This window comes from Microlunatus panaciterrae (assembly GCF_016907535.1).
Taxonomy (GTDB): Bacteria; Actinomycetota; Actinomycetes; order Propionibacteriales; family Propionibacteriaceae; genus Microlunatus; species Microlunatus panaciterrae.
Genome location: NZ_JAFBCF010000001.1, coordinates 3118474 through 3141282, shown reverse-complemented (window position 1 = coordinate 3141282; position 22809 = coordinate 3118474). Strand labels below are relative to the sequence as shown.

The window sequence follows — 22809 nt, the reverse complement described above, 5'->3', positions numbered from 1 at the left end:
CGGCCCTACAAACAGGGTCAGGACGCGACCCTTCGACAGGCTCAGGACAGGCTCAGGGCGCGGCCCTACAAACAGGGTCAGGGCGCTCAGGTGCTTGGAACCGCGACCAGGCGCCGTACGGCGGTGATGAGCGCTGCGCGGGCCCGGCTCCGCGCCGTTGCCGACAGGGAGCCGAGGTCGAGCCCGGGAGAGTGCAGGGCCGCTGTGGTCGAGAGACCCACGATGAGCGAGAGCAGCTCTGCGGCCTCGATTTCGGTCGTGATGGCGCCAGCCTGCTGCGCCCTGGCAACGGCCGCGACCTTGGTGGCGTTGGCTGACCGGATGAGGTCGGACTGCGACTCGAGGTGGCTGCGCTCCAACTGGTACCAGGTCGCCAGCCGGAGCAGCTCAGGCCGGCTGCCGTAGTGGTCGAACAGGGCCGCCGCATAGTGGTCCAGGTGTTCCGCGTCGATCGGGACCTCTTCCACGGTATCGGCCACCAGCGCGGTGGCCACCGCCTCGAACAGTGCGTCCTTGCTGCCGAAGTAGGTGTAGATCAGCGACTTGTTGCACTCGGCCGAGTCGGCGATCCGGTCGACCCGCGCGCCGGCGATGCCGTAGGTGGCGAACTCGCTCACCGCCGCCTCCAGCAGGCGCTGTTTGGTTCTGCCCGCATCTCTCACCATGGCGCCATCCTCTCAAACTAACCAGTTAGTTGACAACCGTAGGCGACTGATGTTTCACTGCCAGTCAAGCAACTGGTTAGTTACATAGGAGCCATCATGACCAACAGGACAGCTATCGTCACCGGCGCCTCGTCGGGCATCGGCGAGGCCACCGCCCGCCGGCTGCAGGCAGACGGCTTCACCGTCTACGCCGGGGCCCGCCGAGTCGAGCGGATGCAGGGGCTGGCCGAGCTGGGAGTCCGGGTGCTCGCCCTCGACGTCACCGACGACGACTCCATGGTGGCCGCCGTCGAGCAGATCCTGGCCGAGACCGGACGGATCGACGTACTGGTGAACAACGCCGGGTATGGGTCGTACGGTGCCGCCGAAGATGTTCCGATGACCGAGGCGAGGTATCAGCTGGAGGTCAACCTCTTCGGTCTGGCTCGACTCACCCAGCTCGTTCTGCCGGCCATGCGCGAAGCCCGCAGCGGACGCATCATCAACATCTCCTCCATCGGTGGCCGGTTCGGGGAGTCCCTCGGCGCCTGGTATCACGCCAGCAAGTTCGCCGTCGAGGGCTACAGCGACTCGATCCGGCTCGAGCTTGCTGACTTCGGCATCCACGTGGTCGTCGTGCAGCCTGGGGCGATCAGGACCGAGTGGGACGGGATCGCCTTGGACAGCGCGATGACTCACTCCGGAGACACCGCGTACGCGGCCCATGTCGAGACGATGAGGGCGACGTACGACAGCGCCTTCGGCGGGCTGGGCGCGGATCCGAGTGTCATCGCCGAGGCGATCCATCGCGCTGCCACCGCACGACGTCCGAAGATCCGCTACGTTGCCCCGCAGTCGGCCAAGGCGATGATGGTCCTGGCCCGCCTCCTGCCGGACAGGCTCAAGGACACCCTGTTCCGGCGGATGCTGATGGGTGGCGGGATCGACGTGGACTCCGCGGTCGGGGTCTGAGGTACGTCGCCCTTCGGCAGGCTCAGGGCGCGGTGACCGGGGCTCCTGTTGTGCCCTTCGACAGGCTCAGGGCGCGGAGACAGGCTCAGCCGCAGTGACCGGGGTCGCTGTTATGCCCTTCGACAGGCTCAGGGCTCGGAGACAGGCTCAGAGCGCGGAGTCAGGGCGCGGGGACGAGTCAGGCGCTCTTTTCTCGCCGCTCCCGCTTGGCCAGCTTCTCCCGGGGCACCAGGGTCGGCAGCACGGAGTCGTTGACAACCTCGGCGGTGATGATCACCTGGGCGATGTCCTCGCGGCTCGGCACGTCGTACATGATGTTGAGCAGCACCTCTTCGAGGATGGCCCGCAGGCCCCGGGCACCGGTGCCACGCAGCAGGGCGAGGTCGGCGATGGCCTCGATGGCGTCGTCCGTGAACTCCAGCTCGACACCGTCGAGCTCGAAGAGCTTCTTGAACTGCTTGATCAGGGCGTTGCGGGGCTCGATCAGGATACGGATCAGCGCATCGCGGTCGAGCGGGCTCACCGAGGAGATCATGGGCAACCGGCCGATGAACTCCGGGATCAGTCCGAACTTGACCAGGTCCTCCGGGCGGACGTCCTCGAACGGGTCCTCCGAACGCGGCTTGCGCGTCTCGATGTCGTTGTTGAACCCCAGCGGCTTCTTGCCGACGCGCTGATCGACGATCTTGTCCAATCCGGCGAACGCGCCACCGACGATGAACAGCACATTGGTGGTGTCGATCTGGATGAAGTCCTGATGGGGATGCTTGCGGCCACCCTGGGGCGGCACACTCGCCGAGGTGCCTTCGAGGATCTTCAGCAGGGCCTGCTGGACGCCCTCGCCGGACACATCCCGGGTGATCGACGGGTTCTCACTCTTGCGGGCGATCTTGTCGACCTCGTCGATGTAAATGATGCCGGTCTCGGCCTTCTTCACGTCGAAGTCGGCGGCCTGGATCAGCTTCAGCAGGATGTTCTCGACGTCCTCGCCGACATAGCCGGCCTCGGTCAGCGCGGTCGCATCGGCGATGGCGAACGGGACGTTCAACATCTTGGCCAGCGTCTGCGCAAGGTAGGTCTTGCCGCAACCGGTCGGCCCGATCAGCAGGATGTTGGACTTGCCCAGCTCGACCCCGTCATCATCGACCCGCCGGGCCGGGTTCGCCACCTGAGCCTGGACCCGCTTGTAGTGGTTGTAGACGGCCACCGCGAGCGCCTTCTTGGCGCTGCCCTGCCCGATCACATAACCGTCCAGGAACTGGCGGATCTGCTGAGGCTTCGGCAGCTCGTCGAGAAGGCCAACATCGCCAGCCTCGGAGAACTCTTCCTCGATGATCTCGTTGCAGAGATCGATGCATTCGTCACAGATGTACACACCTGGACCGGCAATCAGCTTCTTGACCTGCTTCTGGCTCTTTCCACAGAACGAGCACTTGAGCAGATCGCCGCTCTCTCCGATTCGTGCCATGTCCGCCTCCTTCCTTCACTGCCGCTCACTGGTTGCCACATTAACCCGACCAGGTCGGGAAGTGGAGCATATTTCCCCTGGGGATCAGCTCCAATGCGGCAGCTCAGACCGGCAGTGCCTTCAACGAGGTGAGGATGTCGTCGATGATCCCGTAGTCCTTGGCCTGCTCGGCCGTGAGGTACTTGTCGCGCTCGATATCGCGGCTGACCTCTTCCAGGTTCTTGCCGGTGTCGCCGGCGAGCATGCCCTCCATCAGGGACCGGATCCGCAGGATCTCCCTGGCCTGGATCTCGATATCGGATGACTGCCCGTAGCCGCCTTCGGTGGCCGGCTGGTGGATCAGGATCCGGCTGTTCGGCAGCGCAAGACGCTTGCCCTTGGTGCCGGCGGCCAGGATCACGGCCGCGGCAGAGGCGGCCTGGCCCAGGCAGACGGTCCGCACGTCCGGCTTGATGTAGCGCATCGTGTCGTAGATCGCGGTCAGCGCCGTGAAGGAGCCGCCCGGGGAGTTGATGTAGATCTCGATGTCGCGCTCGGAGTCCATCGACTGCAGGCACAGCAACTGCGCCATCACGGCATTGGCGATCTCGTCCGAGATCGGGGTGCCGAGGAAGATGATGCGATCCTCGAACAGCTTGGTGTACGGGTCGATCCGCCGCATGCCGTAGGAGGTCCGCTCCTCCCACTGCGGGATGTAGTAGTCCATCTGCGGGGCGAACGGTTGGCCCTCAGCAAAGGGCGCGCCAAACTTCGCGTTCATGGTGATTCGCTCCTTCACTGGTTGGGGGCGTCGTCGGTGGAGATCTGCGCGGCCGAGGAGAACACGTGGTCGATGAACCCGTACTGCTGGGCCTGCTCGGCGGTGAACCAGCGGTCCCGGTCGGAGTCGGCCTCGATCTGCGCGAGGGTCTGACCGGTGTGCGAGGCGATCAGGTTCTGCATCACGCTCTTGATGTGCAGCGACTGCTCAGCCTGGATCCGGATGTCGCTGGCGGTGCCGCCGAGGCCACCGGACGGCTGGTGCATCATGATCCGGCTGTGCGGCAGTGCGTACCGCTTGCCCTTGGTACCGGCGCAGAGCAGGAACTGCCCCATCGAGGCGGCCAGACCCATCGAGACGGTGGCGACGTCGTTGGATATCCACTGCATGGTGTCGTAGATGGCCATGCCGGAGTCGACCGAACCACCGGGCGAGTTGATGTACAGCCAAATGTCCTTATGCGGGTCTTCGGCGTTCAACAACAGCATCTGTGCGCAGATGGCGTTGGCGTTCTCGTCCCTGACCTCGGAGCCGAGGAAGATGATCCGGTTCTGCAGCAGAGCCTGATAGACGTTGTCGTCCAGGCCGAAGCCGCCCGACTTGCCCGCGGCTCGGGGCTGCTGCACGTTTCCTTGATGTTCAGTCACGGAAGCGAACTTACCCCGAGGCACCGACGAATCTGAGGGGATACCGGCTTTGTTCGCTATCGGCGCACGGGCGCGGCGCGGCTCTTTCGCCCGCGGCCGGCAGTGGCCCCCAGGCGTGTCGACGGGACCGGTGGGTAGATTCGAGCAGGTGACCACACTTTCTGATTTCTCCGCCACCTCCATCGGCGGCGTCGAGACCCCGCTCAGCCAGTACGCCGGCAAGGTCGTCCTGGTGGTGAACACAGCGTCCAAGTGCGGGTTCACCCCGCAGTACAAGGGCCTGCAGGCGTTGCACGAGCAGTACTTCGACGCCGGTCTGGTGATCCTGGGCTTCCCATGCGACCAGTTCGGGCACCAGGAGCCGGGGGCCGAGGACGAGATCGCCGAGTTCTGCGAGCTGAACTATGGCGTCACCTTCCCCCTGTTCGCCAAGATCGACGTGAACGGTGACGGCGCCCACCCGTTGTTCGCCTGGCTGCGCTCCGAGGAGTCGGGCATCCTGACCGATGCGATCAAGTGGAACTTCACCAAGTTCCTGATCGGCAAAGACGGACGTCCGATCAAGCGGTATGCACCGAAGACGGAGCCGGAGAAGCTCTCCGACGACATCGAAGCGGCGCTCGCCGCCTGAGTCGCCTGCTCCCCGACCCCATCCCCGAGGTCGGTGGAGACCAGGGCCAAGCCCTGGGCCTGAAACGAGGCGTCCCCGCCCGCGGCTGCAGCCGTGAGCGGGGACGTCGTTTGTTGCTGGAGACTTCGCCCGGGTCAGGCCCGAGTCTCGTCGGCGTCGTCGGTGTGGACGTCCTCCGGGGCCACCTCGACGGTCTCGGCGGCCTCAGCCTCGGCGGCCGCGTCACCGACGCTCCCATCAGGAAGCAGGTTTGAGAGCTCCACCTTCTCACCGTTGGAGTCAGTCACGGTGGCGGCCTCGACGATCAGCGCCAGCGCCTTGCCACGACGGATCTCCGTCATGTACTCCTCGATGTGGTGCGGGTGCTCCTGCATGTGCCCGGCCACCTGCTCGGGGCTGGTGCCCTGCTGCTGGGCCTTGCGGATGATGTGCTGGGTCAGGTCGTTCTGGTCGATCCCGATCTGGTGCTCGTCGGCGATCTTGTCCAGCACCATCTGAGCCTTCAGGGCATCGCCGGACCGGCTGTGCACATCGGCCCAGAAGCCCTCGACGTCGTTGTCGTCCTCGGTGTCGATCAGGTACTGCTCGAGGGTGAGCTGGGCCTGGGCGAGCTGGCTGTCGATCTGCTCACGGCGGGCCTCGACCTCGGAGTTGAGGACGTTCTCGGGGACCTCGATGTCGATCTGCGCGATCAGGTTCTCGAGGACGGCGTCGCGGGCCTTGCTCGCCTGCTCGAGCCGGGCCATCTGGGTCAGCCGGGAGGTGAGATCGGCCCGCAGCTCCTCGATGGTGTCGAACTCGGAAGCCGTCTGGGCGAACTCGTCGTCGGCCTCGGGCAGCTCCTGCTCCTGCACCTTGGTGACCGTCACCTCGATCTCGGCCTGCTCACCCTTCAGCGGGCCGCCAACCAGCTCAGAGGTGAAGGTCGCGGACTCGCCCGCCGACAGCCCGATGATGGCCTCGTCGAGACCCTCGAGCATCTGGCCGGAGCCCACCTCGTACGACAACTCGGAGGCAGTCGCGTCCTCGAGGTCCTCGCCGTCCTTACGCGCCACCAGGTTGATGACGACCAGGTCGCCGTCCTGCACCGGCCGGTCGACCGGGTTCAGGGAGCCGAACCGGGAGCGCAGGGTGTCGAGCTGCTCGTCCACCAGCGTGTCGGGCACCTCGATGGCGTCCACCGTGACGTTGATCGAGGAAAAGTCAGGCACGTCGAAGTCAGGACGCACGTCGACCTCCGCGGTGAACTCGATCAGGTCACCGTCCTCCAGCTTCGTCACCTCAACGTCCGGCTGGGCCAGCGGGTTGAGGTTGTTCTCGGTGACGGCCTGGCCGTAGAACTGCGGCAGTGCCTCGTTGAGCGCCTCCTGGATGATGACGCCACGGCCGAAGCGCTGGTCAATGACCATCGGTGGCACCTTGCCGTGCCGGAACCCGGGGATGTTCACCGACTTCGCGATCTCGCGGTACGCCTTGTCCATGCTTGGCTTGAGATCGGCGAACGGAACCTCAACGGTGATCTTGACCCGCGTAGGGCTCAGCTGCTCAACAGTGCTTGGCACGAGGTGACTCCTGGGTGATCGGTGCACGGGGCGGTAGCTCCCGAGGGATGGAGGGCTCCATGAGAGCCTCGTCAATCCTACGGTTGGCCCCTGACCCGGCCAAATTGACCCGGCCGAACGGACCCGACCTCCGCCCGAACGCCACGCCGGGCCTGGATTGGGCTCAGCCGCCCCGGTGTCCTACACTCGACGATGCATGTCCGGGGCGTAGCGTAGTGGCTAGCGCGTCTGCTTTGGGAGCAGAAGACCGCAGGTTCGAGTCCTGTCGCCCCGACTCCGCGGTTCGGCTGAGGCGAGACCTCAGCCGGGTTTGCGGTCCGGCGGGTGTAGCTCAATGGTAGAGCCCCAGTCTTCCAAACTGGCTACGCGAGTTCGATTCTCGTCACCCGCTCCAAGCACGAAGCCGCAGGTCAAGGGACGCCCCTGACCTGCGGCTTTTCTGGTTCCCGGCCCAAGCCACCACCGAAGTCCCCGGCAAAGATGGTGATGTCATGTCGAGAAGCGCTGACCAGTTCCGCTCACCACGTGAAGGGCCACGACAGGCGGGGCCCAAGACCCAGGAGAACACCATGCCGAAGTACCTGCTTCTCAAGCACTACCGCGGCGGCCCGGCGCCGCACCATCCGTTCCCCCCGATGGACCAGTGGGCCCCCGAGGACGTGGAGGCGCACATGGCCTTCCTCAAGCACGTCGGCGAGCTGCTCCAGGAGAACGGCGAGTACGTCGACGCGCAGGCGCTCACGCCGGCGCGCACCTGGGTGCGCTACGGCGGTCCGGACGCCGCACCCGTCACCACCGACGGCCCGCTGCCGGAGACCAGCGATCTCGTGGCGGGCTGGTACATGGTCGACGTCGAGTCACACGAGCGCGCGATCGAGCTCGCGGCCTACGTCTCCTCCGAGCCCGGCCCAGGCGGGAAGCCGCTGTATGAGTGGATCGACGTCCGGGAGGTCATGTCCGAAGCACCCTCGGGCGACTGACCCGACATGATCGAGGGATCGACGCAACCGCTGGACGGGGGCTCCCTGCGCGCCCTCGTCCCGCGGGTGCTCGCGGTCCTGGTCCGGCGGGGCGAAGACTTCGATGCCGCCGAGGACGCGCTGCAGGAGGCTCTGCTGGAGGCGCTGCGGGTATGGCCCGGGCACCCGCCGCGCGAGCCGCGCGCGTGGCTGACGACCGTCGCCACCCGGCGCCTGGTGGACGCCCGCCGGAGCGAGGCCGCCCGGCACCGCCGCGAGGAGGCCGTCGACGCCGAGCCGCGGGCCGGCGTCACCGAGGAGGGTGACGACACCCTCTTCCTGTTCTTCTGCTGCTGCCACCCCGACCTCGCACCCGCCTCCCAGGTGGCGCTGACCCTGCGGGCCGTCGGCGGTCTCACCACCCGCGAGATCGCCGAGGCCTTCTTTGTACCTGAGGCGACGATGGCGCAGCGGATCAGCCGGGCCAAGCGAGCCTTGCGGGGGCGCCGCCTGGACCAGCCCGGTGACCTTGCCGTCGTACTGCGCGTGCTCTACCTCGTCTACACAGCCGGCCACGCAGGACGGGTGGACCTGGCTGTCGAGGCGATCCGGCTCGCCCGCCAGCTCACCCTCGCCACCGACGAACCGGAGGTGGGCGGGCTGCTCGCGCTGATGCTCCTCAACCACGCCCGACTGCCGGCGCGGCTCGACCCCGAGGGGCGGATCGTCACGCTCGACCGGCAGGACCGCAGCCGCTGGAACACCCGCGAGATCGCCGAGGGAGTGCGCGTCCTGCAGTCGGCGCTGGCCGCACATCGGGTCGGTCGCTACCAGGTCGAAGCCGCCATCGCCGCCCTGCACGACGACGCGGCGAGCGCCGAGGAGACCGACTGGCCGCAGATCCTCGCCTGGTATGACGACCTTGTCGCCCTGACCGACGACCCGGTACGCCAGGACCCCGCCGCGGTGCTCGCCCGCGCGGTCGCGGTCGGCCATGTCCTTGGCGCCACAGCCGGCTTGCGCGAGACGGAGCGGCTGCGGGATGTGCTCGGCGATCGCCACCGTTGGCACGCCGTCCGCGGTTACCTGCATGAGCTGGGCGGCGACCTTCCGGCCGCCGCCGCTGCCTACGCGGAGGCCGCGCGCCGAGCCACGAACGTCGCCGAGCGCGACCACCTGGTCCGTCAGGCTGCCCGGGCGCGGGCCACCGAGCGATGAAGGACAGTCCTCTCACTGGAGGGCGCAGAAGGCGGCTGCGATCGATCAGGAATCGAGAAGCGTCACACGCTCGCTGAGCCCTAGCCTTGAGACGGAGGGCGGCGGCCGGACGCCGCGCCACTGAGCGTCAGAAGGGAAGACGAAAATGCCAGCGAAGAGTGCCACGACCGAGTCCGAAGGCTTCACCGCCCAGGAGCGCGCGGCGATGAAGGAGCGCGCCGCCGAGCTGCGCGCTGAGGGCAAGAAGGGTGCCAAGAAGGCGGACGGCCTGCAGTCGGTCCTCGACCGGATCGCGGAGATGGCGCCGGAGGATCGTGCGCTCGCCGAGCGCGTGCACATGGTAGTGACCGCGACCGCCCCGGAACTGACCCCGAAGACCTGGTACGGGATGCCCGCCTACGCCAACGCGGACGGCAAGGTCGTCCTGTTTTTTCAGGACTCGGGCAAGTTCAACTATCGGTACTCGACCCTGGGCTTCCAGGACGCGGCGAATCTTGATGACGGTGACTTCTGGCCGGTGTCGTACGCGCTCCGACAGTGGAGCCCCGTAGTGGAGAAGAAGGTCGTCGAGCTGGTGAAGGCCGCCATCTCCTGAAGCTGCCGCGGCCGGGCGCGGCAGTCCTCTGGTAGGCGGCCGGAGTCCTGGTATCTACGGGTGCCCAGCTGGTGTCTACGGGTGCCAGTTGTTTCGACGAATCGCCTCCCGACGACGCATTCCAGCACTATGCTTCGAGCCACCGCCGCATCGAGGGAGCGCCGCAATGAGAACGACCGATCCTGACAACATCCGTGAGCTCTTGGAGTCCATGGGCCGCCCGGTGCCAGAGCCAGATGTGCTGCAGCAGATCATCGACGCCATCCTCAATTCGGGCCTCACCGCCACTACGCTGGCGAGCCACGTGGCGGTGCTACAGAAGATCGCCAATATGGTGCATGTCGAGCTGTCGGTGGTGAAGGCCATCGCGGATGCCGTCCTGGGAGGCTTGCGATCTAGCGCCTAGCCGGTCCGGCGAGACCCGACCCGGTATGCTCGCTGGCGATGTCGAAACGCCGCCTGCCACCAGCACAGAGCCGGGAGCGCGCGTCATGACCGGTCGCTGGATCAGCCAGCCGGACGGCTCGCTCCTCGCGAGGGGCAGGTTCGTCTGTGTGGAGATCAGACAGGCCCGGGGCAGTTTTCTGGTGGTCTCGGGCGGCTCCTTGCGGGGAGAGCGACACGACACGATCGAATCCGCAAAGAAGAGCGGCATCATGTGGTTGGCACTGCTGGACGATCTGCACAGACCGGGTGATCGTTGAACAGGGGGCACCACACAGAAGAACCCCGGTCCCGCCAACGCGGGACCGGGGTTCTCGTCGGTCGATGCTCTCAGACCCGGTTGGTCCTGCTACGGCCGGTCACCGCGGAAGCGATGACGACCAGCACGGCTGCGACGACGATGGCGACGATCCAGCGCACCCAGTCGATGCCCGGGCTGCCATTGCCCCCGAACGCGACGTAGACGTACCAGCCGATGATCACACCACCGATCCCGCACAGAATGGTCAGCCACAGCGGGATGTTGTCCCGGTTACCTGGAGCGACAAACTTACCCAACAGGCCGATGATGATGCCTGCGATGATGACGCCGATGATTTCCATCGTTTGCCTCTCTCTGTAATGACGGTCGCCCAACTGCGACCGCGGCCCGATGCTACTGCGGTCTGACCCGACCTGCAGGCTCCAGGCGACCGACACGCCGCCACGGCGGGGACGGTGTGTCTGGTCAGGAGCCGAACGGCAGGTAGGCCCTGGGCCGCGTGAACGTTCCGGGCCGCGGTTCGACCCGCTCGACCAGGCAGCCGCGCAGCCGCCCGGCCGCACCACTGGTGGCATTGCGCGCCCATCTCGTTGTAGACCCAGGAAACGTCCGACAGCAGCTGCACGAGGGCCAGGTTGCCCGGCTCGAGCGGCGCCCTTTCATTGAACGAATTCTCGGACACCGACGCCTTGCGTCGTTGGGCTCGCGAACGTTCTTGGGCGATGATCTTGGCGTAGCGTTGACTCTGCCTCGCCACGGCCGGCTTGGCGAACACCGTGCGGTGGCTTCCCCCGCCCACTGAACATCGGATGGTACTTCTCGCTCCTGCCCTTCAGGCCGCGTTGGTCGTACGTCGCCTCGAGGCGGAGGACGACGCTCCCCTTCTCCTGTGGTGCGCTTCGCCCGCGAACCCTCCCAGGCTGCCGACACGACCTCACGGGAAGTCACGAGTTTAGGCCCGCGCTTCGCTTGCACCGGCGAGAGATCGTGCCTCGGCCTGGTCGCGACGCCGGGCTCGATAGGCCCGGTCGATCCAGAGCGCCCAGACGCTCACGGTGAACGCCGCTGTCAACGTCAGCCAGACGCTGGAGCCTCCGTCGTTCACCAAGGTGCCCAGGACGGCGGTCATCAGAGCCGCAACGGCGATCGGACGGATGGTGCTGAGGTCTGTCGACAGCGGACCCAACAGGCGGCGGAAGATCAAGATCCACAACGCGATGCCGATGATCAGCGAGATGACTCCCATCGGGGCGACCAACGACTCAGCCGCTGCTGCGGCCTTGCGGATGACGATGTCGGCCGCGTCTCCGTCGATGACGCGCTGGACGAAGTTGCCCAGATGGCTCCGGGCATCAGGTCCTCGCCGCCAGTCCAGCCACGAGATGACGACCACGGCGAGCAGGCCCACCAGGCCGATTCCCGCCAGCTTCCGCCAGGTGACCGGGAGGTCGGTAAGTGCCAGCAGCAACCACAGCACACCCGGCGTCAGCGCCAGAACGCCACCGAAGTCTGCACCCATGGACGGCCAACCCATGCAGAGCACGGTCCCGAACCCGACCAGGGCGACAGCGCCCAGTGCGGAGATCCGATGCCCGGCCGCCCGCAGACGGTGAGCCAGGTAGCCGGCGAGCAGCAACGCCGCCGAGGAATAGACCGCGAAGGTGACATTGCCGAAGCCATACCAGCGACCGCCATTCGTCGGTCGCGAGTTCAGCATCGAGCCCGGCTGCATCACCGCGCCCAACGCTGCGTCGACGGTGAAGGCAGTCACCACGACAGCTGCGCCCACCCCGGCCACGGCAAGATCATTCCGCCGGGCGACGACGAGAACGAGGGCGGTCAGCACAACGGCCCAACCCGCCACCAGCAGACTCAGCACCAGCCCCGGTGAGCTGGTGTCCTGCCAACGCACCGCCCCAGTGAGCATCATGGCCGCCGGCAGGATGCAGCCGAAGGACACGATCACCCGTGACACGTCGAACCGACGCACCATCAGGCTGACGACCAGGATGACCATCAACACCGCGCCGCCGATGCCGAGGGCGATCTGCCCGCGAAGGGCCGCAGCGGACAGAGCGGTGACGGCCGCGAGGTGCCCGTGCAGTGCATCGGCCGTCACCGGAGCGACACGCACCATCAGCGGGGATCCGTCGATCGGGGCAGTCACCGGCGGGGCGCCGCGACGCCCGAAGTCCACCAGCACACGGGTCAGATCGGTCAGGTTGACGACACCATCACGGCGCGTGCTCGCCGACGTGAGCCAGCCCGCCGGGCTGCTTCGAAGCAGGTAGAGAGCCTGCAACCGCGAGTCGTGGGAGTCCGACGGCGGACCCACTCCCGTCACTATGAGGCTGACGTCGCTACGTCGTGCCAAAGTCGTGATGATGGCGTCGGACTCCTCCCCCGGATCGACCAACGTAATCGGGCACGGGGTCGCCAAGTCAGCGTCGATGAACTCCTGCACGGTCTGATAGCGCGCGAGCGACCCGTCGGAGCGCGCGGCCGCCAGCGCCGCCCCGGGTCCGACCGCAGCCACACAGCCAGGAACGAGCTCGGCGAGTGTCCCGAGCCGGGCGTCGCCGTTGTGTGCGGCGGCTGCGGCCAGGCGCCGCTGCCACTCGACCACGTGTTGATCTTCAACCTGGGGAGTGCACAGTCCACCGACCGCGGTGCGACGACCGGCCCCCAGCGTGGACCAGCCTGCAGCCGCACAGTCGCCGATGTAGCGCGGCCGCACGGACACCGCCCCCGCCTCCGCGGTTGCCGCATGCGCGTTCAAGACGGTCCGCTCGGCATCCGTGAGCTGGTACCCGCCCTTGCCACCGACGACGACCACCTTGCTTGTCGTGATCGCTGTCGACTGCGGATGAGGACGGGTGTCGTGAACCGCCCGAAGACCGATGAAGACGACAGCGATCAGCAGCAGGCAGGTCGTCCAACTCCACAGCAACGGCCGTCTGGTCCCCTTCACAGGGGCGATCGGTTCGTCACGCGTAGCCAATTGTCACATCCGCCTCCAGAGTCCAGCTCAACTCATCCAGGACCTGAAGAGAGCCGGGTCGTCCACCATCACGCAGTCTGCGTCCACCTCGCGCGCACGATCAAAGTCTGACTTGCTGACGCCGTTGTAGGGCCAGACCTCGACCTGGGCTCGGTGCAGCCTCACGACTTTGTCTTTCGTCAGACGCTGCAGCAGGGAAATGTACACCGTGGCCTTCGCGTTGCGGATGGTGCGAAGACGATAACCCCTGTGGTACGAGATCAACGCACGCCGCAGCCGGGGCTCGACAGCCGCGAACTGCCGCAGCGTAGCTGAGTATGTGCTCGCCACCGTCGTCCGGGACAGCATTCCGGCATGACGTACTTTGCGCACATAGTCCCTGATCTGCGCCGCAGTAGGATGACCCTTGGCCTCTGGATTCACCGGCCTTCCCAGGGACTTCGCCAACCTCAGAACCTCGGCGAAGGTGGGTATCCGCTCTCCTCTGCCGGCGTCGCACCGGCGGAGCTGCCTCAACGTACGTTCGGCGACAGGCCCGCTGCAGTCTGTGGTCCGGTCCAGCGTGGTGTCATGAATGACGACTGCCACTCCATCCTCCGACCACTGGACGTCGAACTCCAAGATGTCGGCGGACCTGGCCGCCCGACGGAAGGCAGCCAGAGTGGACTCCGGCGCTCCCTTGTTCGTGCCGCGGTGACCGGCGATCATCAAGATCCGACGACCTGAGCTCGGGATCGCGGCCGGCGCCTTCCACACAGGCCTCGTCCTCCTCATCAGAACCCGCCAGGTCCTGCTGTCGATCTTGCCGGTAGCCGCCAGTCCGTGCAGGCGCTGGAACCTCTTGACTGCCGCCCTGGTCCTCGGTCCAAAGTACCCGGTCCGGTACCTGGGTCGCAGCACCTTCGCCTTGACCAGCCGCGACTGGAGCACCATCACCTTCCGCGATCGTTGGCCGAATCGCGGGTAGTGCCGAGTGGCTGCCTGAGCGGTCTGGGAGAAGGCGAGAGCGGGCCCCAGTACGGGGACGGTGCCGGGAGCCCCGATCATCGTCGCCACCATGATCATGATGGCAACTATCGTCGCAGCCCAGCTCCGCACGGCCTTGGCCGGCTCGCGGCCAGTGTCGGAGCGTCGATGCCAGGCTCCCCGACGTCCGAGTCGTTGCCGAAACGAAGATCCTCGGTCAGCTGATGTCGCCATCGTGGGCCCCCTCACCCAGCGCCAGATCCATAGCGTATGAACGGGTTCGCCCGGCCAGGCAGGGACGAAGGCCCCTATCAGGGCCCCCCTTTGGGCCCGTCCCTGAGCCCGTCGAAGGGCTCACTCAACCGCTCTTCCACAGGCTCAGAGCGCACGGGCGGAGATATCCGTGTACTGACAGAACCTCCCTCTTTGCCGCCAGGTCTCGTACGGTGTGTCGGTGACGGACCACCAGGCCCGGGATGCGCGAGTCCTCCATACCTCCGCGCCGGACGAAGCCCCTGACGAGAAGGACCCTGTGGAGATCGAAGAGCGCCAACCCATCTGCAAAGGACCTGCCGAAGGGGTGACCGGCGACGTCTGGGCCACCCAGTTCGCCAGGTCCGAACCCGGCATCGACGCCGAGTGCCGGTCCGACCGCCACGCGCTCCGTGACGAGAGCACCGTCGAGCCACGCGTGGCCGGAGTCTGATGAGCCCGGCTGACACCCGAACCCGCTCAAGACGTGGAGGAACCGATCTGAGACACCTGCTCGTTCCCTCCTCAGCGCTGCTGTGGGGGTTGCAGATCTCGTTCCTCAGCCCGGCTCTGGCGCTGATCCTGGTCAATCTCTACGGCGCCACGACTGCGGAAGTGGGTTGGGTGCTCTCCATCTACAACGCCAGCGGTTTTCTGGCCTCCCTGGCGCTGCCTGCCTACGCCGACAAAAAACACGACTACCTGAGACCGATGCTGGTCTGCGGCGCGCTCACTGCCGTGCTCGCCATCGTGCTGGCGATCACGACGACCCTTCCGGTCGCCACCATTGCACTGGTCCTGATCGGCGGTCCAGCCGGCGTGGGCAGCTCCATGCTGTTCGCCCAACTGCGCCACTCCGGAGCCAGACCAGCCGAGATCGTCAACACCCGAGCCATCGTGTCGGTGGCCTGGGTTGGCGGTCCCCCGCTCGCCACCTTCATCATCGGTTGGTTCGGCAACCGCGCCATCCTGCTCGCCATCGCTGCCGTCGCCGTGCTCAACATCACCACCACCGCGATCATGATCACCCACCGCAGCGCCGCAGCCCGGGCAACAGCAGCATCCGGCAATCCCACAACGCCCTTGGCCAGTTCGGATGCGGCGCCGGTCAACCGCATCGAGATCGTGCTGATCATGGCGGCCTTCATCCTGCTGCAGGCCACTAACGCCACTGCGATGACGATCATGACCGTCTACGTGACGGAGACTCTTCAGCTGGACGTGATCTGGGCCGGCATCGCCCTCGGTGTGGCCGCCGCCCTCGAAGTGCCTGCCCTGCTGCTGATCGGACGACTCAGTGAGCGGCACTCACATCTCGGTCTGATCGCCACCGGCTGTCTCGCAGGGATCGCCTACTACCTGGGACTGGCCTTCGTGACCGGGCCGGGGAAGATCGGGCGCGCCGGAACCACCCAGCTGACGGCCGTGCCACCGTCGGCGCCCGGACCGAACTCGGCAGCACCGCCCAGATGCTCCGCGCGGGCGACCATGTTGAGGAGGCCTGAGCGCTGCGCGCCTGGGCTGAGCCCGATGCCGTTGTCAGTGACGGTGAGCTGCAGCTGGCCACTGACACCCGAGATCTTCACCACCACCCGATCGGCATGAGCGTGCCTGGCGACGTTGCTCAGGGCCTCGCGCAGTACGGCCAGCGCTTCGGCCGCCACCTCTTCGGCGACAGCCACGTCGCCCTCGATCTCCAACTCCGGGACGAAGCCCAGTGAACGGGCGGAATCCCGCACCAGCCGGGTCGCCCCCTCCCGCAGGTCGCTGAGGTCCCCCCGGGTGATGGCGAAGATCACCGCCCGCAGCTCACGGATGACCTGGTCGGTCTCGTCGATGAGCGGCTGGATCTGCCCGGTCATCTCGGGACGGCGGACCGTGAGAGAACTCAGGGCGAGACCGATGGCGAAGATCCGCTGGATCACCAGATCATGGAGGTCGGCCGCGAATCGGTCCCGTTCGTCGTGGACGCTCAGCTGGCGCTGCGCTTCGAGCAACTCGGCGTTCCGGGCCAGCAGAGCGGAGCGCATCCCTTCGATGGCGGCTCCGATGCTGGCGATCTCGCGGGGGCCTTTGGCTATGATTGGCTCATCGTGTCCGGCAACGGAGAAGGCGTTCAGCTGGCGCAGAAGGTCTCTCAGTGGCCGCTCGAGCAGGCCGTACCACAGCAACAGCGCTATCGCCGCGGCCGCGACAGCGATCCCACCGCTCAGCAGGGACATCGCCGCCGCGGCAGAGTTAGCCGCCGTCACCACGCGAATCTGGGCGACGACAATCGCCGTGATCTCTGCTTCCAGCGTCTCCAGCTGGGTGCGCAGGTCGTCGAACAGCGCCTTCTCCCGCATAGCTTGTCGAGCAAGCTCGCGGGGTGCAACCGGCCCGCGCTTACGCTGGGCGATACTGGGTTCGGCGACACCCGACGACCACAGCTCGGCGCTGGCAATGACCTTGTCCAGCTGGGCCAGCGCCACCGGCTCTGTCTGCAGCAGCATGCTCAGCGCCGCCTGGAGCGTCGCCGCCCTGGCTCGCCCTGTCTCGTAGGGTTCGAGGAAGGAATCGTCCCCCGTGAGCAGGAAGCCTCGCTGACCGCTCTCCTGGTCGATGTAGGCCATGGCCAACCGGGCGGCGTCCTGCTGCGCTGGCCGGATCCTGCCTCGCAGATGTTCTTGTGCTTCGAGGCTACGACGCAGCTGTTGGTTGGCCACCAGCGCGTTCGCGAGCAGGACACCGACGACGGCGCCTACCACCACAGCAAGCCAGAATCGCAGTCCGACGACTCGACGCCACTGTGTCAAGGCGACGTGCGCCGGTGGGCGCACCAGTGCGAGCAGCCCTTTCACGGCAGTGCCCCGATGACACGGGCAGATCGCATCCCTGTTGAGTCACTGCTGTCCCAGCGCACCGATCGTCCCCGCCCGTCTCAGGTCCTCCGACCTTGGTGCATCCTACCCTTCTGTGCTCTTCAGCAGCCCTTAACGAAGTCGGCCCCGCCTACCTGTGGGGATGCGAGGAACGAGTTGCTGCTGGTGCCTCAACGCGTATCGATGCGCAGCTTGGCGCGGATCCTTTCGGCCGTATGCCATTCACCCGCAAGCAGGATGCCGTAGGTGAGTCCGTTATGGCCCGCGCGAGTGCCCATTGTCGTCCCCAGTTTCAGCAGGAAGGCGGCGCTGACCACGCTGTCCTGATGCTCCCCCAGCCGCTTCTGCAGCTTCTTGCCATGGCGCACCGACTTGCTGGCCTTCTTGCCCAGGACAGGGGCGGCGAGCTCAGCTGCATAGCGGAATCGTTTCCCCGCCTTCCGCGCTCGGTGCAGGGCGGCGACGTCCCCGCCCGCGGAGCGGAGGCGCCGGTCCAGCTTCCGTTTGGCCTTCTTCAGATGGTCCGCTGCCTCCGCGGCGGGCTGCGTAGCCTCAGCCGTCAGCGGCGGTGCAGTCCGCCAGGCGTCCAGCAGGTCGAGCAGCTGCCGGTAACGCTCGCTGGCCATCCCGGTCGCGACCGCCTCGAGGTGGTCCGAGCGCTCGACCGACAGCGTCGACTCGATCGTGGCGGCCACTGGGCCCAGCACATACTCCGGTGGCAGCTCGGCCACCTTCGCGGCCAGCCTGGCGATCAGGATGTCACGATCACGCACCTCACCCAACAAGTTCGCAAACCACACCACCTCGGCGTCCAGCTCGGCGACGCGCTCCGCATCGAAGACCGAGCCGAACGTCCGAAGCGTGCTCCGCAACCGACGCAGCGCCACCCGGGTGGCATGCACCATCGGTTGACTCAGCCGAAGACCAAGATCGCCGAGCGCGATCGCCGTGTACTGCTGTTGCAGGTAGTCGTCGATTAACTGTCCCAGCGTCCCCTCCTCCTGCCGGTCGGCGGAGGAAGCGGCGGAACCGAGCGCGCGCCGCAGCTTGGAGGTGTCAGGCGACGGGCGGGCTCCGACGTCCGTGAGCCGCTGACCGAGGATGCTCAGCAGTTCTTGGTCACCCGCGGGCCCGAGCTCAACCTCGACCTCGCGCCACGTGTCCAGAGTGGCTGCCTCCCCCGCCCTGACACTCTGCACGCGGTCGTCGGCGATCTCGGCCAGCAGTTGACCGCTCCCGTCCAGCAGGCGTGTGACGGTCCTGGTAGTGGTGATCGTTGCCACCGAGCGGAGCTCCTGACCTCTGGTCACGCCTGCCAAGGGCTGCGCCAATGCGGCCGGCACCGACCGTGAGCGGGACCGACTCCTGATCTCCATACGCCCGTCGGCGGCCGGAACCTTGAGCTGCCAACCCACGTCCGCGTCTCCAGTGCGTCGACGAAGGGTCAGGCCCAGTCGATGCAGATCACCCCGCTCGGTGTCGAAGTACTCACTCTCCAACCGCAGCTCGGCGGTCTCCACGTGCCCTGCTGGGAGGAGGAGATCAGCCGGATCGGGCAGGACGAAGGTCGAATCAACCTCGTACTTGTCCTCCCGCTCGAGATGTGCCGTGACCATTCACCCATCCTGCCACCTTGCCGATCATCGCAACGATCGAGAACTCCGCGAAAGTCATCACTGCACAGGGCGTCGTGTTACCGCTATCGTCGAAGGGTGGCCGGTGAGCCGAGCTGGGGACCGAATGGCGCTGTGGCGTTCTCGATCACAGGTCCTGCGGAGCTTGCACTGCCACCCGGCAGGTCCGGCGTGGTCCCCTTCACGGTGACGAACCTGATGGGCCGACCGGTCCAGGTGCGGCTGCTGTCGCAGCCCGTCGGCGCCACCGATCCCTCCTGGGTGTCGGTGGTCGGAGATTCGGAGCGACCGATGGTCGTCGGGTCGACCCTGACGGCCGAGCTCAACATCACCGTCCCGATGACCGCTCCCCCTGGAACATTCCTGACCCGACTGGTAGCCGTTCCGGAGGATGACACCGAGGCCGCAGTCCAGGGGCCGGCCCTGTCCGTGACCGTTCCGCCGGCACCGGTCCGCAAGCGGCCTCGCTGGCTGTTGCCCTTGATCATCGGCCTTGCGGTGTTGCTGGTGGCTGGTGCTGTCACCGTGTTCTTCCTGACCCGACCCCCGAAGGCTCCGGTGAGCGTGACGCCGCCCAGTATCGGCGGTACGCCTCCGGCCAACATCGGGGACCAGCTGACCGGATCACCGGGAACGTGGAAAGGTGCCGCGGTGATCACCACTAGTTGGAGCCGCTGTACGAGCGGGAACTGCGTCGCCATTGCGGGGGCCACCGGCAAGAGCTACACCGTGACCGCCGCCGATGCGGGCACGTCTCTCCGCTTCGTCGCACACGCCTGGGCGGTCAAGCAGGGGCAGGAACCGTCGACCATCAAGGAGTCGGCCGACTTCGCTGTCTCAGCCCCGAAGACCCCGGTCTTCACTCCGACAGTGCCGGCCGTGTCGGTGTTCCGCGGCGGTGGCTATCAGGCACTGGTGCTGAAGGCGGTGCAACGCAACAACGTGCTGGTGCTCACCATCGACGCCACCGGTCAGGCTGATCTTCGCGACCCGAACACGAGCTGCCTCAACGTGGTCGCAGCGGACGGTACCGCCGTCGCCACCGCCCGCGTATCGGACTCCAGATGGACTGTCCGTACGCCGGGTCACTACTTCGGTGACATCTCGTTCTCCTTCGACCAGCTGCCGAAGGGCGAGTATCAGTTCCTCTACTCCTGTGCGCCCGACTACTCGCCCGCCTCAGTAGGGTCCTACGGCTGACCTTGAACAGGTCCCCCTGAGTGGCAATGCGCGCCACGAGCTGGCACCACGTGCCCTGAGCTGGTACCACGCGCCCTGAGCTTGTCGAAGGGCTCCCGACGCAAGAGACCCCAAGCCTGCGATCAACGCCCTTCGACAAGCTCAGGGCACGTAGTGAGGATCGAGGCCTTCGACAAGCTCAGGGCACGCAGCGCTCAACACCCTTCGACAAGCTCAGGGCACGCAGCGCTCAACGCCCTTCGACAAGCTCAGGGCACGCAGCGAGGCTCAAAACCGGGGAAAGCTCAGGGCACCGGAGTCAGCAGATGGGGTCGCGTCCAGCAATCGGCGAAGGAAGTTGATCTTCCCAACAGACCGAGAGGGCCCACGGCGCTCGCCGTGGGCCCCACTCGTGATAGTCGACAGGTCAGCGTCGCGTGATGTGCACGATCGACCCGTTACCAACCGGACCCTCAGGTCCCATCTCGGCCATCGTGCCGGCCCACAGACCGTCGTGTCCGGACTCCACCGAGAGGGCGTTCGGCAGGTCGACGTAGGTCCGGCGCTTGCCGTGGTCGAGCACCGAGATCCGGCCGCCGAACAGCTCGGCGACGTAGATCCGGCCGTCCCGACCGAGGGCCAGGTCGGTGGCACCCAGGAAGCCTGACCCGATCTGGGTCACATGACCGTTCCAGGGGTTCACCTTGAACACCTTGCTGCGGGCTCCCAGGCTGGGATCCTCCGGTCCCCCGGCCAACGTGCTGACGTACAGCCAGCCGCCGGGTCCCACCTCCACATCGGTCGGCACCGCCTCGAAGTTGTAGGTCACACCGATAACGCAGTCCGGCATGTGCAGTCCGGCGGCGATCTCCTTGGTGATCTTCAGCGGGTGCCGAGGCAGAATGGCCAGCGTCGAGATGTGCCCCCGGCGGTCCACCTTGAGCAGGTCGTTGCCGCCGGCATCGGCCACCACCCACGAGTGCTTGCCGACTGCGGCGACCGCGTACGGATGCGAGTCGACCAGTCCTGCATAGCTTGCCGGCGGACCGTCGGGGATGCTCTCCAGGGCCGCCTTGACGCAGGGGCTCGGGTTGTCCACGCCGTAGTTCATCCCCGAGTCGGGGTTCTTCGTGCGTTCGTACGTCGAGAGGTCAGCCGTGGTCCGGCTGCCCCGTGGCCCGTAGATGTTCAGCGCCGTGTCCCCGGTGGCGTAGTTCGTCGACGTGTAAGCCAGAGAGCGGCCGCTGCGCGTCACGTCCAAGCCGGCGACCTCACCGGGCTGCGGACCTTCGGCTACGGTTTTGAGGGTGCCTCCGGACAGCCGGGACACCAGCGAGGTGCCTCCGTCGGCGACGTACACGTGTCTCTTGGACAGAGCCAGTGAGAACGGCGCGATCACCTGGGTGTTGACCACATGGACTTGTGGTTGGTATGGGTCGTACTGTCCGTGCGCCGAAGCCGGCACGGACATGGTGGCGAACAATGCGGTAGTCGCCACGGCGGCGGCACCCAACATCTTCTTACGCATCACAATCGTCCCCCGATCGAGAGTAGTTAGATACCAGGCAGCATGCCTGCATTCAATACGACTCGTCAACGGTTTGGTATAGATGTTCCGGTTCGACCCAATCGGCATCCTTCTTGGTGGTAGGCCAGTGACAAAACCTAACCATGCATGGAAAATCGGGACCCTTGGACGAGGCCGTCGGCGCCCTACAACCAGCGCTTCGCCTTGAAGATCACGTAGAGGCCGACGCAGATCGCCACCATCATGATCAACGCATAAGCGTATCCGAAGCGCCACTCCAGCTCGGGCATGTGGGCGAAGTTCATCCCGTAGATGGTTCCGACCACGCTCGGCGCGAAGATGATCGCGGCCCAGGACGAGATCCGCTTGACCTCTTCGCTCTGTTGGAGGCTGGTCTGCGTCAACCGCTGCATCTCGTCGTTCTGCCGCTGGGCGACCAATGTCGCGTTGACCGACAGGATGTTCTGCAGCAGTGTGCGAAAGGCATCGGCGCGCTCGGCCTGCCGGACCGCGTGGTCCTGGACATCCCGGAGGTTGCGCTGAAGCTCGATATCGACGTCTTGCTGGGCCAAGCCGGCAATCAGCTGGTCGAGCATCCCGGGCAGCGGTCGGGTGGCTCGTTGGAACTCGATCACCTCCCGCGACAGCTCGTAGATCCGCCGCGAGACCTGCGGGTCACCAGCGAAGACCTGATCTTGGATCTCGTCGATGTCGTTCTCCAATCCCACCAGTACCGGCAGGTACTCATCCACCACCTGGTCGAGGGTGGCGTAAAGCACGGCGCCGGGGCCGAGCCGCAGAAGGTCCGGGGCGTCCTCGAGCCGCTTCCTCACCCGGGCCAGGTCCGGCGACTCCGCGTGACGTACGGTGACCACGAAATCGGGCCCGGTGAAGACGTGCAGCTCGCCGAACTCTACCCGCTCTTCCTCGTCGATGTAACGCGCCGGTCGCAGCACGGTGAACAGCACGTCGTCGTAACGCTCGAGCTTCGGCCGCTGGTGTGCCCTGATGGTGTCCTCGACCGCGAGCGGGTGGATGCCGAACTCCGTGGCGACCGAGATGACCTCCTCCGGCTCGGGCCGATAGAGGCCGATCCAACCCATGCCGTGCCGCTCGCGCAGCAGCTCATAGGTGACGTCCAACGACTCCGGCTCACACTGCCGAGCGCCGTCGACATAGACGGCATTGTCGACCACGACCACGACCAGCACCCTTCCTCATCCGCC

21 protein-coding genes, 2 tRNA genes and 1 pseudogene are annotated in these 22809 nt (G+C 66.4%); 12 read left to right on the top strand and 12 right to left on the bottom strand.

Translation table 11 applies throughout. The features are described 5' to 3' along the window. Positions 1-86 precede the first annotated feature (86 nt). Positions 87-665 (bottom strand): TetR/AcrR family transcriptional regulator, encoded by a 579-nt coding sequence (locus JOE57_RS14345; RefSeq protein ID WP_204919001.1) that lies wholly within the window; start codon positions 663-665, stop codon positions 87-89. 96 nt (positions 666-761) lie between these two features. Here JOE57_RS14345 and JOE57_RS14340 point away from each other — a divergent pair, with 96 nt between their 5' ends. Next, entirely contained in the window at positions 762-1616 is an 855-nt protein-coding gene (locus JOE57_RS14340) for an oxidoreductase (protein ID WP_204918999.1), read from the top strand. Between the two features lie 178 nt (positions 1617-1794). Here JOE57_RS14340 and clpX read toward each other — a convergent pair whose 3' ends face one another. The 3 genes from clpX to JOE57_RS14325 form a co-directional block, all read right to left on the bottom strand. Continuing rightward, entirely contained in the window at positions 1795-3084 is a 1290-nt protein-coding gene (gene clpX, locus JOE57_RS14335; protein WP_204918997.1) for an ATP-dependent Clp protease ATP-binding subunit ClpX, read from the bottom strand. Positions 3085-3187: 103 nt separating this feature from the next. Next, complete coding sequence (locus tag JOE57_RS14330) at positions 3188-3844, bottom strand: ATP-dependent Clp protease proteolytic subunit (RefSeq protein WP_204918996.1); 657 nt, start codon at positions 3842-3844, stop codon at positions 3188-3190. A gap of 14 nt (positions 3845-3858) precedes the next feature. Beyond that, positions 3859-4491, bottom strand: a complete 633-nt coding sequence (locus tag JOE57_RS14325) for a ClpP family protease (protein ID WP_338041321.1) — start codon at positions 4489-4491, stop codon at positions 3859-3861. Positions 4492-4639: 148 nt separating this feature from the next. Between JOE57_RS14325 and JOE57_RS14320 the strand changes: the two genes are divergently transcribed. Then, positions 4640-5122: a glutathione peroxidase gene (locus JOE57_RS14320; RefSeq protein ID WP_204918994.1), complete on the top strand. Its 483-nt coding sequence runs from the start codon at positions 4640-4642 to the stop codon at positions 5120-5122. Positions 5123-5256: 134 nt separating this feature from the next. On the opposite strand, the gene tig is transcribed toward JOE57_RS14320, so the two are convergent. Then, complete coding sequence (gene tig / locus JOE57_RS14315; RefSeq protein ID WP_204918992.1) at positions 5257-6684, bottom strand: trigger factor; 1428 nt, start codon at positions 6682-6684, stop codon at positions 5257-5259. Positions 6685-6885: 201 nt separating this feature from the next. On the opposite strand from tig, the gene JOE57_RS14310 reads away from it, so the two are divergent. The 7 genes from JOE57_RS14310 to JOE57_RS14280 all read left to right on the top strand — a co-directional run bounded on the left by JOE57_RS14310 (position 6886) and on the right by JOE57_RS14280 (position 10160). Beyond that, positions 6886-6958 (top strand) — tRNA-Pro (locus tag JOE57_RS14310). Between the two features lie 46 nt (positions 6959-7004). Then, positions 7005-7078 (top strand) — tRNA-Gly (locus tag JOE57_RS14305). A gap of 175 nt (positions 7079-7253) precedes the next feature. Next, positions 7254-7664, top strand: a complete 411-nt coding sequence (locus tag JOE57_RS14300) for a YciI family protein (RefSeq protein ID WP_204918990.1) — start codon at positions 7254-7256, stop codon at positions 7662-7664. A gap of 6 nt (positions 7665-7670) precedes the next feature. Continuing rightward, positions 7671-8861 carry an RNA polymerase sigma factor gene (locus JOE57_RS14295; protein ID WP_204918989.1) on the top strand — a complete coding sequence of 397 codons (1191 nt, stop codon included), beginning with the start codon at positions 7671-7673 and terminating at the stop codon, positions 8859-8861. Between the two features lie 145 nt (positions 8862-9006). Further along, complete coding sequence (locus JOE57_RS14290) at positions 9007-9456, top strand: iron chaperone (RefSeq protein ID WP_204918987.1); 450 nt, start codon at positions 9007-9009, stop codon at positions 9454-9456. Between the two features lie 166 nt (positions 9457-9622). After that, positions 9623-9862, top strand: coding sequence for a hypothetical protein (locus JOE57_RS14285; RefSeq protein WP_204918985.1), 240 nt, complete (start codon positions 9623-9625; stop codon positions 9860-9862). Positions 9863-9947: 85 nt separating this feature from the next. Beyond that, a complete protein-coding gene (locus JOE57_RS14280; protein ID WP_204918983.1) occupies positions 9948-10160 on the top strand; it encodes a hypothetical protein in 213 nt (70 codons plus the stop codon). Between the two features lie 70 nt (positions 10161-10230). Here the strand turns inward: JOE57_RS14280 and JOE57_RS14275 are convergent, their stop codons facing one another. From JOE57_RS14275 to JOE57_RS14265, 3 genes are all read right to left on the bottom strand, one after another. Beyond that, positions 10231-10503 carry a GlsB/YeaQ/YmgE family stress response membrane protein gene (locus JOE57_RS14275; protein WP_204918981.1) on the bottom strand — a complete coding sequence of 91 codons (273 nt, stop codon included), beginning with the start codon at positions 10501-10503 and terminating at the stop codon, positions 10231-10233. 611 nt (positions 10504-11114) lie between these two features. Continuing rightward, positions 11115-13133 (bottom strand): hypothetical protein, encoded by a 2019-nt coding sequence (locus JOE57_RS14270; RefSeq protein WP_204918979.1) that lies wholly within the window; start codon positions 13131-13133, stop codon positions 11115-11117. 57 nt (positions 13134-13190) lie between these two features. After that, positions 13191-14228 (bottom strand): glycerophosphodiester phosphodiesterase family protein, encoded by a 1038-nt coding sequence (locus tag JOE57_RS14265; protein ID WP_204918977.1) that lies wholly within the window; start codon positions 14226-14228, stop codon positions 13191-13193. A 355-nt stretch (positions 14229-14583) separates the two neighbouring features. Between JOE57_RS14265 and JOE57_RS14260 the strand changes: the two genes are divergently transcribed. Beyond that, positions 14584-14835: a hypothetical protein gene (locus JOE57_RS14260; protein ID WP_204918975.1), complete on the top strand. Its 252-nt coding sequence runs from the start codon at positions 14584-14586 to the stop codon at positions 14833-14835. Further along, positions 14835-15707, top strand: a pseudogene (locus JOE57_RS18735) (MFS transporter); the annotation flags it as partial. The gene JOE57_RS14260 and the pseudogene JOE57_RS18735, both read left to right, overlap by 1 nt. A gap of 29 nt (positions 15708-15736) precedes the next feature. Here JOE57_RS18735 and JOE57_RS18730 read toward each other — a convergent pair. Continuing rightward, a complete protein-coding gene (locus JOE57_RS18730) occupies positions 15737-17131 on the bottom strand; it encodes a CHASE3 domain-containing protein (protein ID WP_204918974.1) in 1395 nt (464 codons plus the stop codon). A gap of 281 nt (positions 17132-17412) precedes the next feature. Further along, positions 17413-18858 (bottom strand): CYTH and CHAD domain-containing protein, encoded by a 1446-nt coding sequence (locus JOE57_RS14250; protein ID WP_204918972.1) that lies wholly within the window; start codon positions 18856-18858, stop codon positions 17413-17415. Between the two features lie 132 nt (positions 18859-18990). Between JOE57_RS14250 and JOE57_RS14245 the strand changes: the two genes are divergently transcribed. Next, entirely contained in the window at positions 18991-20076 is a 1086-nt protein-coding gene (locus tag JOE57_RS14245; RefSeq protein WP_204918970.1) for a hypothetical protein, read from the top strand. A 406-nt stretch (positions 20077-20482) separates the two neighbouring features. Here JOE57_RS14245 and JOE57_RS14240 read toward each other — a convergent pair whose 3' ends face one another. Both JOE57_RS14240 and JOE57_RS14235 read right to left on the bottom strand, forming a co-directional pair. Continuing rightward, the gene (locus tag JOE57_RS14240) at positions 20483-21583 is read right to left on the bottom strand and encodes a ScyD/ScyE family protein (RefSeq protein WP_239578953.1); all 1101 of its coding nucleotides are present in this window, start codon (positions 21581-21583) and stop codon (positions 20483-20485) included. Between the two features lie 185 nt (positions 21584-21768). Further along, a complete protein-coding gene (locus tag JOE57_RS14235; RefSeq protein WP_338041320.1) occupies positions 21769-22794 on the bottom strand; it encodes a magnesium and cobalt transport protein CorA in 1026 nt (341 codons plus the stop codon). Positions 22795-22809 lie beyond the last annotated feature (15 nt).

Coding starts and splice junctions, on each gene's coding strand:
- JOE57_RS14275 (WP_204918981.1), bottom strand. CDS start 10,503: ATGGAAATCATCGGCGTCATCATCGCAGGCATCATCATCGGCCTGTTG.
- JOE57_RS14240 (WP_239578953.1), bottom strand. CDS start 21,583: ATGCGTAAGAAGATGTTGGGTGCCGCCGCCGTGGCGACTACCGCATTG.
- JOE57_RS14300 (WP_204918990.1), top strand. CDS start 7,254: ATGCCGAAGTACCTGCTTCTCAAGCACTACCGCGGCGGCCCGGCGCCG.
- JOE57_RS14285 (WP_204918985.1), top strand. CDS start 9,623: ATGAGAACGACCGATCCTGACAACATCCGTGAGCTCTTGGAGTCCATG.
- JOE57_RS14265 (WP_204918977.1), bottom strand. CDS start 14,228: ATGATCATGGTGGCGACGATGATCGGGGCTCCCGGCACCGTCCCCGTA.
- JOE57_RS14295 (WP_204918989.1), top strand. CDS start 7,671: ATGATCGAGGGATCGACGCAACCGCTGGACGGGGGCTCCCTGCGCGCC.
- JOE57_RS14330 (WP_204918996.1), bottom strand. CDS start 3,844: ATGAACGCGAAGTTTGGCGCGCCCTTTGCTGAGGGCCAACCGTTCGCC.
- JOE57_RS14250 (WP_204918972.1), bottom strand. CDS start 18,858: ATGGTCACGGCACATCTCGAGCGGGAGGACAAGTACGAGGTTGATTCG.
- JOE57_RS14290 (WP_204918987.1), top strand. CDS start 9,007: ATGCCAGCGAAGAGTGCCACGACCGAGTCCGAAGGCTTCACCGCCCAG.
- JOE57_RS14280 (WP_204918983.1), top strand. CDS start 9,948: ATGACCGGTCGCTGGATCAGCCAGCCGGACGGCTCGCTCCTCGCGAGG.
- JOE57_RS14340 (WP_204918999.1), top strand. CDS start 762: ATGACCAACAGGACAGCTATCGTCACCGGCGCCTCGTCGGGCATCGGC.
- JOE57_RS14345 (WP_204919001.1), bottom strand. CDS start 665: ATGGTGAGAGATGCGGGCAGAACCAAACAGCGCCTGCTGGAGGCGGCG.
- clpX (WP_204918997.1), bottom strand. CDS start 3,084: ATGGCACGAATCGGAGAGAGCGGCGATCTGCTCAAGTGCTCGTTCTGT.